This is a genomic window from Sphingomonas sp. PP-F2F-A104-K0414 (assembly GCF_004340945.1).
Classification (GTDB): domain Bacteria; phylum Pseudomonadota; class Alphaproteobacteria; order Sphingomonadales; family Sphingomonadaceae; genus Sphingomonas.
In genome coordinates this window covers 1-12,202 of record NZ_SLYD01000004.1, presented here as the reverse complement: position 1 = coordinate 12,202, position 12,202 = coordinate 1, and the positions used below count along the sequence as shown (strand labels likewise).

Below are 12,202 nucleotides of genomic sequence, written 5' to 3'. Positions count from 1 at the left end.
CATCGCGCCGGCCCCAGTCACCTTAAAGCCCGAAGCGCAGCGTCGCGCGGAAATCGCGGCCGGCGAGCGGTGCGAAGTCCTTCAGGAAGCTGGTCGCGCGACGGGCGTTCACGTCAAACAGGTTGTTCGCGCTCAGCAGCAGGGTCGTCTTTGAATCCTTGCCGAACGGGCTGAGGCCGATCGAGGCGTTGACCATTGTATAGTCGTTGGTCTTCGTCTCGAACGCGGCGATGCGGTTCTGGTCGAACACATGCTCGACCTCGACACGCCCGTTGATCCGGTCGCCCTGCGCCTCGATCCCGCCGAGCACGCGCATCGGCGGAATGCGCGGGACCGGGCCTTGGTCGACAATATTGGCGTGGACGTAATCGCCCAGCACGTCGGCGTTGACCGCATAGCCGCCGATCTGCGCGAGCTTCACCGACGCATCCGCCTCGAACCCGTAATAGCGGGCATCGGCCTGCTGATATTGGAAGCAGGGCAGGTCGACCACGCGACCAGACGGATTGGCCGCCGCCTGGCACACCGAAGCCGCGACCTGGTTCTCCGAGATGTAGTTCGAGAACCAGTTGTAATAGGCCGATGCGTCGAAGCTGAAGCCGTCGCCATGTGCGTGCAGCGTGCCTTCGAGGCCCCAGGACTTCTCCAGCTTGAAGTCGGGGTTGCCGAGTTCATACGCCTGCGTGCCGGCATGCGCGCCGTTCGCGAACAACTCTTCGGCCGACGGTGCACGCTCGGTCCGCGACCCGTTCAGGCCGACGCGGATGCTGTCGGTGAGTGCGTAGGAGGCGCCGAGCGAGCCCGACACCGAATGATAGCTCTGGCTCCCACGATAGAAGCGCAGATCGTCCTCGGGCGTCCGGGCGGCGAGATCGGTGATCTCGTAGCGCACGCCACCCTCGGCGCGGAACTTGCCGGCCTCATATTGCTGGAGCGTGAAGAGCCCGGTCTGGTTGGTCTCGTTCTTCGGCAGGAAGGCCTCGTCGCCGACCACGTTGAAGATCCGGTTGTAGAACTGCACGCCCGACGCGCCCTGCCAGCCGCCACGGTTCGCCTGAACGACTTCCAGGCGCCCTTCGAGACCCTTGTTGTAGAAAGCAGTGCCGACGGAGTTGTCTTCTTCAAGCTCGAAGTGACGATAGCTCGCCTGGCCGACGCGGACACGGATCTTCGAAAACACGTCGCCGCCGGTGTCGATCTCGCCGCGCAGGTCGACGCGGTTTTGGACGACGTCGAGCCGCGGTGCCTCCTGCTCCTGGCCAGGTTGCGTGGCGTAGCGGATCGGCACGCCGTACAGGCTGTCATAGTGGCTGTACGACACGCCGAGGCTGCCATTGTCGGTGATGATCGAGGCGCCGGCGCCCGCGGTCCAGGTTTCCGACTGCGTATTGGGGAGCTTGCCCTTCAACTGCGCCGTTGCGGCGTAATCGATCGGATCGGCCTCGTTCGGGTCGACCGGCTGGGCCGCCGTCGCCAGCGCCTGTGCGCGGGCGTCGCGGGAGAGAATGTAGCCGCCGGTGCGCAGGTCGCCCGACTTCAGATACGAGCCGTCCGCATGCAGAACGAGGTGCTGGCCGACCGCGACGTCGCCGGCCATGCCGCCCGAGCGTTCGTTCGCCGCCGAGCCATAATTGGCTATCCCGTTCAACCGGTAACCGTTCTCCGGAACCGATCGCGGGATGCGCGTGTCGATCACGTTGACGACGCCGCCGACCGCCGACGTGCCATACAGAAGTGCGCTGGGCCCGCGGAGGATCTCGATGCGCTCGGCGAGCAGCGGGTCGATGATGACCGCGTGGTCGACCGAGGTGTTCGACACGTCGATCGAACCGATCCCGTCGGTCAGCACGCGGATACGATCGCCCTGGAAGCCGCGCAGGATCGGACGCGAGGCGCTCGGCCCGAACGAGCTGGCCGACACGCCGGGCTGGCGCGCGAGCGTCTCGCCGAGCGACGGACGCAGCTGGCGGGTGAGTTCCTGCCCGGTCAGCACGGTCGTACCCTGCAGCACGTCGCGCTCGCTGGTCTGGATCGGCGCGGTGACGATGATGTCGCGCTGATTGGTCGAGCCGACCGATGCCGGGGTAGGGGCCGGCGTCGGGGCAGGCGTTGCCGCATCCGTGGCGACGGTCTGAGCGTGAGCCTGTGAGGCGAGGAGCGCAGCCAGGGCGGTGGCGCCGAACAGCATCGTCTTCATGAAATTCCCTTATCGTCGTCGGGGTATCGTCCCTGTACGACTCGTCGGGTAAATTTGATGATACATCATATCAAGTGACAATCTTGCCATGTACGCACTTGGTCATTGCGCTGTTACCGCAATGCAACACAGATCAAGACCTGCGCAGCGAGACGGGTCACTCGGTCAGACCAGCGCCTGCGCCACCGGCAGCACCAGGGCCAGCCGCTTGGCCCACGCCGCACATCCCTCGCTCGACCCCAGCAGATCCTGCCGAACCTCGATCTCCGCATACAGCCGCCGCTGCGGATACGCATGACGCGGGATGGTATAGTCGATCAGGTCCATCCGGTACGGTTCGTTGTCGCCCACCACCAGATCCGCCTCGTCGCGCAACACGTCGAGCAGTGCATGCGCGAACGCGGTGTTGCCGCCGTCGTGCAGGATGCCGATATGCCAGGGCCGCGCCTGATCCCGCAACGCGCCCTTCATCGCCGGTGTGAAGCTGTGCAGCGCGACCAGCACCGTCGCCATCCCCGCCGCATCGCGCCGCACGATCTCCGCCGCGATCGCCGCCTGATACGGCGTGTGGATCTCGGCGAACCGCGCCGCGCGGTCGGCCTCACCAAGCGCAACATTCCCCGGCACCACGGTCCCGTCGCTGATCTCGGCGATCAGATCCGGCTGGCTCGGGCTCCGGTTGCAGTCGATCACCAGCCGCGAATAGCTCTGGCGGACGAACACCGCGTCGAGCTTCTCGCCTAGCAGCGCCCCCAGTTCGCCGATCCCGATGTCCCAGCCGATATGCCGCGACAGCTCCGCATCGCTCAGGCCCAGCGACCCCAGTGCGTTCGGTACGGCATTTCCCGCATGATCGCCGATCAACAGGAACGATGAAGCACCTTTGGGGTTGATTACCCTGACCGGTGCGGCATCTTCGGTCCCAAGCAGCGTTTGGCTGGCAGTGCTGTTCATGCGACGTGGATCCTCGATGCCATCTCTAACGCTCTCTCATGTAACCAAATACTCGTATCGCCAACCGGTTGCGTTCGGCGAGCACCGGATCATGGTTCGGCCGCGCGAAAGCTACGACCAGCATCTGATCGACACGCAACTGACGATCACCCCGGAGCCCTCCGATGTCCGTTGGCTGCACGACGTGTTCGGCAACGCGGTCGCGATCGCTACCTTCGACAAGCGCGCCAAGGACCTCGTGATCGACAGTCGCGTCCGGCTCGATCACACCCCCGCCGAACTCCAGAACGTCGATATCGAACGTTACGCGCGCTTCTATCCGTTCACTTATTCGTCGGAGGAGATGCCCGACCTGCTTCGCTCGATCGAGCGCCAGCATCACGATCCGCTACGCGAAATCGACAGCTGGGCGCGCCGTTTCGTCGCACCGGGCGGGCAGACCGATACGCTCGCCATGCTTTCCGAGATGACCGCGGCGATCAAGCGCGAGTTCACTTATGTCCAGCGTCCCGAAAAGGGCACGCAGTCGCCGATCGAGACACTCGCCAAGCGCAAGGGCACCTGCCGCGACTATGCGATGCTGATGATCGAGGCGGTTCGCGCGCTCGGTTTCGCGGCACGCTTCGTGTCGGGCTATGTCTACAACCCGACACGTCGAGAACATCGCACCGGCGGCGGCAACACGCATGCCTGGGTCCGCGTCTACATTCCCGGCTCGGGCTGGGTCGAGTTCGATCCGACCAACGGCATCGTCGGCAACCGTGGTCTCGTCCGCGTCGCCGTCGCGCGCGACATCTATCAGGCGGTGCCCGTCTCCGGCACCTGGAGCGGCTTTCCCGGCAGCTTCCTCGACATGAGCGTGTCGGTCGACATCACCGTCGACGAAGACGAGGCGGCCAGTCAACAAACATCGCTAACAGCTTGAATAGGGGGACATCGATGCTGATCCGGGCCGGCTATGACATTCGTTTCGAAACCGACGTCGAAACCCCGATGCTGGCGATGCTCAGCGTGCATCCGTCGCGCAACAAGGATCTGGTGACGCCGCACCGGCTTGCCGCCGATCCCGACGTGCCGACCTATGATTATCTCGACGCGTTCGGCAACGTCTGCACGCGGTTCACCGTGCCCAGCGGGGGGCTCACCTTGTCGTGCGATTTCACGATCGAGGACAGCGGCCTGCCGGACCCGGTCTCCCCCGACGCGGTCCAGCATGCGGTGCAGGATCTTCCCGACGACATCCTGATCTACCTGCTCGGCAGCCGCTATTGCGAGACCGATCGCCTGTCGGAGACCGCCTGGTCGCTGTTCGGCCACGTTCCCGCCGGCTGGCAGCGCGTCCAGGCGATCGTCGACTTCACGCACAACCATGTCGAGTTCGGCTATCATTTTGCGCGCTCGACCAAGACCGCGTGGGATGTGTATCAAGAACGCCAGGGCGTCTGCCGCGATTTCGCGCATCTCGCCGTTACACTGTGCCGCTGCATGAACATCCCCGCACGCTATTGCACCGGGTATCTCGGCGACATTGGCATCCCGCCGGTCGATGCGCCGATGGATTTCTCTGCATGGTTCGACGTGTATCTCGGCGGCACGTGGCACACGCTCGATGCGCGCCACAATCGCCCGCGGATCGGCCGAATCCTGATGGCGCGAGGGCGCGACGCCACCGATACCGCGCTGACCACCAGCTTCGGCCCGGCACGGCTGGTCGGCTTCGACGTCCATACCGACGAGGTCGAAGCGCCAGGCCGGGTCGAACAGGCGGGTTAAACCGGCTATGCTTCAAGTTAGGCCTTGTCGCATGTAGCGCGTTGGGCCTAACGGCACCGATCCCCTAACTTATGCTGCGATGCACAACATGACCTCGACCCCAGACCAGTCCGCCCCGTCCAACGCAAACGCGCTGCTGCTGCAGGCGATCGCGCTGCGCCAGTGCATCACCGCGACCTATAACCGGATGGTCTGCACGCTGGCACCGCACATCCTCTACACCAAGCATGACGACGTGTTCGTCGACGCGATCACGCTAGAGCGCGACGGTCAGCCGCCCAAGGAGATCAAGCTCGGCACGTTCAAGCTCGCCGGTTTGAAGGATATCGAGGTGATCGATCGCCCGTTCGTCCCCGACGCGATCTTCAACCCCGGCGACATCAAATACGACCGCGTCACGCTGTTCGTCGTCGACCGCACCTGAAGCTGCACTAACGATCCTCCTCCGCAAGGGGGAGGTGGCAGGCGTCAGCCTGATGGAGGGGGAGGCAAGCGAAACACCTGCTCCGTGTCCTCCCCCTCCGTCACCTTCGGCGACACCTCCCCCTGGCGGGGGAGATCGGAATTTCCCTAAGCCGCAGGCGGCAGCCAGGCTGTCTCGATCTCGCCATACCGATCGGTAAACCCGGTCGCCGCGACCAGCGACGCCTCGTCGACGATCCGCACCCGCCGCCCGGTCCGCTCGATCACGCCGCTCTTCTCCAGCGCCCGGATCGTGCGGTTCACATGCACCTTGGTCAGCCCCAGCGCATCGCCGATATCGGTCTGCGTCAGCGGCAGGTCGAATGAGTCGACGATCCCGCCCGCCGTCACGCGCAACCGCGCCATGATGTCGAGCAGCAACGTCGACAGCCGCTCGCTCGCGCCCATCCGTCCGATCGTCGTCAGCCGGTCGCTCATCGCGACGTTTTCCGCCGCGGCGATCGCATACAGCAGCCCGGCGATCCGCGGTTGCGCGCGGAACAGTAGTCCGAGTTCGGTCTTTGGCAATTCGATCACCCAGCAATCCGAGATCGCGGTCAGCGTCGCCGCCGCCTGCGACCAGGCCATGCTCGACGTACCGATCAGGTCGCCCGCATAATGGAACCGCAGGATCTGCCGGCCGCCGGTGATCAGCTTGGTCGAGGAATGCAGCCACCCCTGGCGCACAACGAACAGCGCATTGCTTTCACCGCCCTCCGCCATCAATATTTCGCCGGCCTTCAAACGCCGTTCGCCGCGCTCGGCCCGCGTGATCGCGTCACGCTCCGCATCGGTCAGGTCGAGATGTCGACCAAGCCGTGCGATCAAACCGCTCAATTGCATTGCATCGCCCCCTTTGTACTCCCGGCGTTGCACCAACCACGCGCGCGGCGAAAGAGGGAATGCAATGTGATGTCCGTTGCGGAACCGGACGGGGGATGGACTCTTCGCCGTATCGCGTCGTGGCCGTGTTGCGACGGTCACGCAGACCTGATCTGCAAGCATACGGGATCATTCAGTATTTTTCAAAGTGGTCATTATCACCGGTGCGACACGCGCCGCGATCCGGTCGACCCCGTTGCGGTTGGGATGGACATGATCGGCCTGCATCAACTGCGCCTTGCCGATTACGCCATCGAGGATGAACGGGTACAGCGTCGCATTATAACGCGTGGCAAGATCGGGCCAAATCCCGTTGAACTGCACCGCAAAATCCGGGCCCAGATTAGGTGGTGCCATCATACCCGTCAGCATGACCGGAATGCCGCGACGCTTCGCCTCGTCCATCATCGCCGTCATGTTGGCGCGCGTTTCCGTCGGGGAAATTTGGCGAAGAACATCGTTGCCGCCCAGCCCCAACATGATGAGGTCGGGTTTGCGCTTCATATTGTCGAGCGCGAACGCGAACCGCTGTCGTCCCGCCGCGCTGGTATCGCCCGAGACGCCGGCATTGATGATTGTCGCGTTGACTCCGTCCTTGCGCAACCGGTTCTGCAATGCATCGGGCAGGCTCTGCCCGCGGTCGAGGCCATAGCCGGCATACAGACTGTCTCCGAAAGCGAGGATCAGTCGCTCGGGACTCTGCGGCGCTGGGGTCGCAGCGGCTGGCGAGACCGCGTTCGTCGTAGGCAGCGGGGCAGGGACCTCAGGTGTCCGATCGCAGCCTGCTAGCAACCCCGCTTGGAGAAGCGCCAGTCCGCCCCCATAAAGAGGCCAGCGTCGCATCTGTTTCTCCAAGATAGTGGTCTCCATGTCCGAACCTGCTTCCGTCGATATGGTGATCTCGGCGCGCGATGTCACGCTGACACTCGGTGCATCGACTGCCGCGACGACGATCCTCAAGGGCATCGATCTCGACATCGCGCAGGGCACGAGCGTCGCGCTGCTCGGGCCCTCGGGGTCGGGCAAGTCGTCGCTGATGGCGGTGCTCTCCGGACTGGAGCGCGCGACCAGCGGCCGGGTCGAAGTCGCCGGGCTTGATTTTGGCAAGCTCGACGAAGACGCTCTGGCCCGCGCGCGGCGTGGACGCATCGGGATCGTCCTCCAGGCCTTCCATTTGCTGCCGACGATGACCGCGCTCGAGAACGTCGCCGTGCCGATGGAACTGGCCGGGATGCCCGACGCGTTCGATCGAGCGGAAGCCGAACTCGCGGCGGTCGGCCTCTCGCATCGGATCGGCCACTACCCCACGCAGCTTTCCGGTGGCGAGCAGCAGCGCGTGGCGATCGCCCGCGCACTCGGCCCACGTCCGGCGCTCGTCTTCGGCGACGAACCGACCGGCAACCTCGACGCCGCCACCGGGGCATCTGTCATGGACCTTCTCTTCGACCGCCGCGCCGCGACCGGTGCCACGCTGATCATCATCACCCACGATCCGGTACTCGCGGCGCGCTGCGACCGCATCGTCGAACTCGCCGACGGCCGCATCGCCGCGGATCGCTTGCGGTGAGCGAATGGCGGCTGGCGTGGCGGCTTGCCCGTCGCGAACTCGATCTTCGGTTCCGCGGGCTGCGGCTGCTGCTCGCCTGCCTGTTCCTCGGCGTCGGCGCTTTGGCCGCGATCGGCAGCCTGACGCAGTCGATCGACGCAGAGCTTGCTTCCCGCGGTAGCGCGATCCTGGGCGGCGATGTCGAGTTCGGTACGTCGCAGCGTGCCGCGACGCCCGACGAGCGCGCGGCGATGGCGCGGCTCGGCCCGGTGTCCGAGACCGTGCGAATGCAGGCGACCGCGATCCGCGGCACCAACAGCGTGCCGGTCCAGCTCAAGGGCGTCGACGCGGTCTATCCGCTCTACGGCACGCTCGCCGTACAGGGTGGATCGGTCGCGAAGGTCGACGATCCCAAGGCGATCTGGATCGTCTCGGCCTTGGCGCAGAGGCTAGGCGTTGGGCGCGGCGCGCGCGTACGGCTGGGGACCGCGGACTTCACCGTTGCCGGCGTGATCGCGAATGAACCCGACCGGCTGGGCGAAGGCTTCACGCTCGGCCCCGTCGCGATCGTCTCGATAGCGGGTATAGCGCGGACCGGTCTGGTCCAGCCCGGCAGCCTTTACGAGAGCAAGTACCGCGTGCGCCTGTCGCCAAGCGCCTCGCCGACGACCGCAGTGGATCGGTTCAAGGCGGCATTCCCCACCGGCGGCTGGGAAACCAAGACGCGTGACCGAGCCGCGCCTGGCGCCGAGCGCTTCGTCGATCGCATGGGGCAGTTCCTGTTGCTGGTCGGGCTGTCCGCACTCGTCATCGCCGGGATCGGCGTCGGCAACGGCGTGTCCTCCTACCTCGCCGCCCGCCGCAGCAGCATCGCGGCGTTGAAGGTTCTCGGCGCGACGTCTGGCCTCATTGCCAAGATCTACCTCCTCGAAGTCGCGATCGTGGCGGCGATGGGGATCGTTCTTGGTCTGATCGCGGGGGCGGCGACGGTGCCGTTGATCGTCTGGCTCGCAGGCGACGTTCTGCCGGTGGCGCCGCGCTTCTCGCTCCAGTTCGTCCCGCTCGCGCTCGCCGCTGCTTACGGCATGCTGATCGCGCTGGCTTTCACCGCGCCACCCTTAATCGAGGCGGGCAGCATTCCCGCGGCCGGCCTGTTGCGCGGCGTGTTCGGCAATCGTGCCGTGCCGCTGCGCCGAACCTTGCCCTGGGTCCTTGGTGCAGGCGCCGCGATCGTCGCGCTCGCGTTGTCGACCGCGGACCAGCCCGGGCTCAGCGCAGGTTTCCTTGCGGCGGTAGCCGGCGTGTTGTTAGTACTGGCAGGGTTCGGCTGGGCCGTGCGCCGGATCGCCGCCGCGCTGCCCCGCTTGCGCAAGCCGTTGCTCCGCCTCGCCATTGCCGGACTCCACCGCCCCGGCGCGCGGACCGGCACTTTGGTCGTCGCACTCGGTCTAGGCCTAACGCTGTTCGTCCTCCTCGCGGGCATCCGCACCAGCATCGACGCGAACATCGCACTCACCGTACCCAAGCGCGCGCCGGCGCTGTTCGCACTGGACGTTCCGCCCGACCGCGAGGCGGAGTTCCGGCGGACGATCGAGGGCGTGTCGATCCATCCGGTCATCCGCACCGTGCCGGCCATGCGCGGAACGATCACCGGCTACGGCGCCACGCGTGTTGCCGATCTCAAGACGCTGCCCGAGGGCGCATGGGCATTGCGCGGCGAACGCGGGCTGACCTACTCCGCGACCTTGCCTGAGGGTAGCGAACTGACTGCAGGTCGGTGGTGGCCGCGTGACTATACGGGTCCGCCGCTGGTCTCGATCGACGAGCGACTGGCCAAGGTGCTCGACCTCAAGATCGGCGATCCGCTCACCTACACCTTGCTCGGCGTCGAGCGGACTGCGCATATCGCGTCGTTCCGCCGGATCAGCTGGGATACGCTCGGCTTCAATTTCGTCATGGTGTTCTCGCCCAACGCGATCCAGGACGCGCCGCATAATCTTGCCGCGACGATCGAGCTCGCGCCGGGGCAGGAAGCATCAGTCATGCGAGCGTTGTTGCCGCGCTTCCCCTCGGTCTCGGTGATCGAGGTTCGCGGCGTGCTTGGCCAGGTTCGCGATATCGTCTCGCAGATGGCGACCGCGATCACCGCAGCCGCGTCGGTGGCGATCCTTGCCGGGATCGCGGTGCTGATCGGCGCGATCGCGGCGGCACGAGAGGCGCGGACCTATGACGGCGTGATCCTGCGGACGCTCGGCGCGACGCGGCGACAGGTGCTCGCGGTGCAGGCGCTCGAATACGCGTTCCTGAGTATCGTGTTGTCGGTGCTGGCATTGCTGTTGGGGCTGGGTGGCGCCTGGTATGTCGTAACGCAGCTCTTCAGTTTCGAATGGCGCCCGGACTACGCGACGGTGTTGGCGACGTTGCTGGGCGGGGCGGGGTTGACGATGGTGATCGGCTTGATCGGTGCGTGGCCCATTCTCGGCGCACGGCCGGCGCAGGCGTTGCGGCAACTCTGAGGGTCCGTTTGTGTCCGCGCGGCGTTGGGCGGCAATACACCGGAGGGGGCAAGACGCTGAGCATGAACAAAACACCATCCGAGCATCAGGCCACCAGCCCCTGGTCGATGTCGGCTCGCGAATGGTGGAAGGTCCTCAAACGCACCTGGGCCGAGGGGAACGACGACAATATCGGCCTGATTGCGGCCGGTACTGCGTTCTACGGGTTCGCCGCGATCGTGCCGCTGCTCGCGTCGGTTGTCCTGATCTACGGCCTGGTTGCCGATACCGCCACGGTGGTCGCGAACATCCGCGCGCTGTTCAACGTCCTTCCCGACGACGCCGCCCGGGTGATCGGCGATCAGCTCGCGACCGTCGTCAATACGTCGGAGGGCAAGAAGGGTTTCGGCCTCGTGATTGCGCTGGGCATCGCGCTGTATGGCGGAACGAAGGGCGCATCGTCGATCGTCACCGCGCTCAACATCGCTTACGAAGAGAAGGAGACGCGCGGGTTCATAGCGCTGAACCTGCTCGCCTTCGCAATCACCGGTGGTGCCGTTTTGCTGGCCTTGGTCGCCGCACTGTCGACCGCGGCATTCGCACTTCTCGACAGCCTGATTCCGGGTGCTCCCGAGATCCTGTTGCTGGCGATCCGTCTCCTCAGCTACGGCGTGCTTGCGTCGCTGGGCGTCACCGCGGCCGCCTGCCTGTACCGGTTTGGTCCCAATCGTCACAAGGCCAAGTGGGCGTGGCTGACCCCCGGATCGCTGGCCGCGACGGTGATATGGCTGGGCGCGACGATCGGGTTCGGCGTCTACGTCTCGCGCTTCGGCAATTACGGTGCGACCTATGGTTCGTTGAGCGCGGTGATAGTGCTGCTCACATGGTTGTGGTTGTCGGCCTATGTGTTCCTGCTTGGCGCAGAGCTGAATTCGGAACTCGAACACCAGACGACCAGCGACACGACGACCGGTGCGTCGGCTCCGATGGGCGCACGAGGCGCAACCGTCGCCGACACGGTCGCAACCGAGATCGCGCTTCAGCCAAACGCTCGATCTGTAGAGAAAGACGGGGCAGGGGGCTTGGCAGTTGCGCATCTGAGCGGCGTACAGGCAGGGCTACCCGCATCGCTTCTGGCGCTCGGCGGCCTCCGCTCTCTCCGTCGCGGTTCACCGATCGCGGGGCTCGGCATGATCGCGATCGGCGCAGCGCTCGCACATCGCAAGCATATTGCATCCGGTCAGGTGACGAAGAACCCACGAGACAAAACCTGATGGCCTATGGTCAGTCTACCAAGCTGTTCTTCGATGGCGGATGCCGGCCAAACCCCGGCCCGATCGAATGCGCAGTCGTTCGCAAGGGCGTCACTCATTACCGCCACGATCTGGGTGACGGCAGCAACAACGACGCCGAATGGCTGGCCGCCATCCATGCGCTGGAAGTGGCAGCGCACAGCGGCGACCGCGATATCACGCTGCTCGGCGATTCCACGCTGGTCGTCACGCAAGCCAACGGCACGGCGCGGTGCCGTTCGCCAGAGTTGGAAGCACACCGGGCAAGGTTCGCGGAATTGACCTCGGATTTCGATCGGCTTCGCATACGGCATATCGGCCGAACCCAGAACCTCGCCGGCATAGCGCTCGCCAAGTTGCATCCTCGCTAAGGCGAGCAACGCCCATCTAGCCGCACTGGGCCGTTGAAGCTCGTTTTTCCAAAAAGTGCCATGGAACTGTAAAAAAGCGTTTGACGGTGTGGCGAGGTGGTCTTAGAGGGGTGTCACCGCAGCGGAGTGCCTTACTGGTTACCGCGGTGGTCGCAAAAAACCAGATGCTGCAAGCTTCTTCTACGGGAGGGGTTATGCGAGTGTCGGTATTTTTGTCGGCTCTTTGACAT

At 65.2% G+C, this 12,202-nt stretch carries 11 protein-coding genes; 7 read left to right on the top strand and 4 right to left on the bottom strand.

Annotation, left to right across the window (positions count from 1 at the left end; all coding sequences use genetic code 11):
* Positions 1–22 precede the first annotated feature (22 nt).
* Both C8J46_RS09995 and C8J46_RS09990 read right to left on the bottom strand, forming a co-directional pair.
* Positions 23–2,197 (bottom strand): TonB-dependent receptor, encoded by a 2,175-nt coding sequence (locus tag C8J46_RS09995; RefSeq protein WP_132738350.1) that lies wholly within the window; start codon positions 2,195–2,197, stop codon positions 23–25.
* 165 nt (positions 2,198–2,362) lie between these two features.
* A complete protein-coding gene (locus C8J46_RS09990; RefSeq protein ID WP_132738347.1) occupies positions 2,363–3,151 on the bottom strand; it encodes an N-formylglutamate amidohydrolase in 789 nt (262 codons plus the stop codon).
* A 16-nt stretch (positions 3,152–3,167) separates the two neighbouring features.
* On the opposite strand from C8J46_RS09990, the gene C8J46_RS09985 reads away from it, so the two are divergent.
* From C8J46_RS09985 to C8J46_RS09975, 3 genes are all read left to right on the top strand, one after another.
* Positions 3,168–4,076 (top strand): transglutaminase family protein, encoded by a 909-nt coding sequence (locus tag C8J46_RS09985; RefSeq protein ID WP_132738344.1) that lies wholly within the window; start codon positions 3,168–3,170, stop codon positions 4,074–4,076.
* Positions 4,077–4,090: 14 nt separating this feature from the next.
* A complete protein-coding gene (locus C8J46_RS09980) occupies positions 4,091–4,924 on the top strand; it encodes a transglutaminase family protein (protein ID WP_132738341.1) in 834 nt (277 codons plus the stop codon).
* Between the two features lie 88 nt (positions 4,925–5,012).
* The gene (locus C8J46_RS09975; protein WP_128454646.1) at positions 5,013–5,348 is read left to right on the top strand and encodes a hypothetical protein; all 336 of its coding nucleotides are present in this window, start codon (positions 5,013–5,015) and stop codon (positions 5,346–5,348) included.
* 146 nt (positions 5,349–5,494) lie between these two features.
* On the opposite strand, the gene C8J46_RS09970 is transcribed toward C8J46_RS09975, so the two are convergent.
* Positions 5,495–6,223: a Crp/Fnr family transcriptional regulator gene (locus C8J46_RS09970; protein ID WP_165886518.1), complete on the bottom strand. Its 729-nt coding sequence runs from the start codon at positions 6,221–6,223 to the stop codon at positions 5,495–5,497.
* A 174-nt stretch (positions 6,224–6,397) separates the two neighbouring features.
* The gene (locus C8J46_RS09965) at positions 6,398–7,138 is read right to left on the bottom strand and encodes an arylesterase (protein WP_243643311.1); all 741 of its coding nucleotides are present in this window, start codon (positions 7,136–7,138) and stop codon (positions 6,398–6,400) included.
* Between C8J46_RS09965 and C8J46_RS09960 the strand changes: the two genes are divergently transcribed.
* The 4 genes from C8J46_RS09960 to C8J46_RS09945 all read left to right on the top strand — a co-directional run bounded on the left by C8J46_RS09960 (position 7,137) and on the right by C8J46_RS09945 (position 11,972).
* Positions 7,137–7,835: an ABC transporter ATP-binding protein gene (locus tag C8J46_RS09960; protein ID WP_243643310.1), complete on the top strand. Its 699-nt coding sequence runs from the start codon at positions 7,137–7,139 to the stop codon at positions 7,833–7,835. The two genes, C8J46_RS09965 and C8J46_RS09960, sit on opposite strands and share 2 nt — an antisense overlap.
* A complete protein-coding gene (locus C8J46_RS09955; RefSeq protein WP_207894150.1) occupies positions 7,832–10,330 on the top strand; it encodes an FtsX-like permease family protein in 2,499 nt (832 codons plus the stop codon). Before C8J46_RS09960 ends, C8J46_RS09955 begins: the two co-directional genes overlap by 4 nt.
* 62 nt (positions 10,331–10,392) lie before the next feature.
* Positions 10,393–11,583, top strand: a complete 1,191-nt coding sequence (locus C8J46_RS09950; RefSeq protein ID WP_132738332.1) for a YihY/virulence factor BrkB family protein — start codon at positions 10,393–10,395, stop codon at positions 11,581–11,583.
* Positions 11,583–11,972, top strand: a complete 390-nt coding sequence (locus tag C8J46_RS09945; protein ID WP_132738329.1) for a ribonuclease HI family protein — start codon at positions 11,583–11,585, stop codon at positions 11,970–11,972. Before C8J46_RS09950 ends, C8J46_RS09945 begins: the two co-directional genes overlap by 1 nt.
* Positions 11,973–12,202 lie beyond the last annotated feature (230 nt).

Bases quoted from the DNA above. Each gene is read 5' to 3' on its own strand.
- C8J46_RS09995 (WP_132738350.1), bottom strand. From the start codon at position 2,197: ATGAAGACGATGCTGTTCGGCGCCACCGCCCTGGCTGCGCTCCTCGCC.
- C8J46_RS09990 (WP_132738347.1), bottom strand. From the start codon at position 3,151: ATGAACAGCACTGCCAGCCAAACGCTGCTTGGGACCGAAGATGCCGCA.
- C8J46_RS09985 (WP_132738344.1), top strand. From the start codon at position 3,168: ATGCCATCTCTAACGCTCTCTCATGTAACCAAATACTCGTATCGCCAA.
- C8J46_RS09980 (WP_132738341.1), top strand. From the start codon at position 4,091: ATGCTGATCCGGGCCGGCTATGACATTCGTTTCGAAACCGACGTCGAA.
- C8J46_RS09975 (WP_128454646.1), top strand. From the start codon at position 5,013: ATGACCTCGACCCCAGACCAGTCCGCCCCGTCCAACGCAAACGCGCTG.
- C8J46_RS09960 (WP_243643310.1), top strand. From the start codon at position 7,137: ATGTCCGAACCTGCTTCCGTCGATATGGTGATCTCGGCGCGCGATGTC.
- C8J46_RS09965 (WP_243643311.1), bottom strand. From the start codon at position 7,138: ATGGAGACCACTATCTTGGAGAAACAGATGCGACGCTGGCCTCTTTAT.
- C8J46_RS09950 (WP_132738332.1), top strand. From the start codon at position 10,393: ATGAACAAAACACCATCCGAGCATCAGGCCACCAGCCCCTGGTCGATG.
- C8J46_RS09945 (WP_132738329.1), top strand. From the start codon at position 11,583: ATGGCCTATGGTCAGTCTACCAAGCTGTTCTTCGATGGCGGATGCCGG.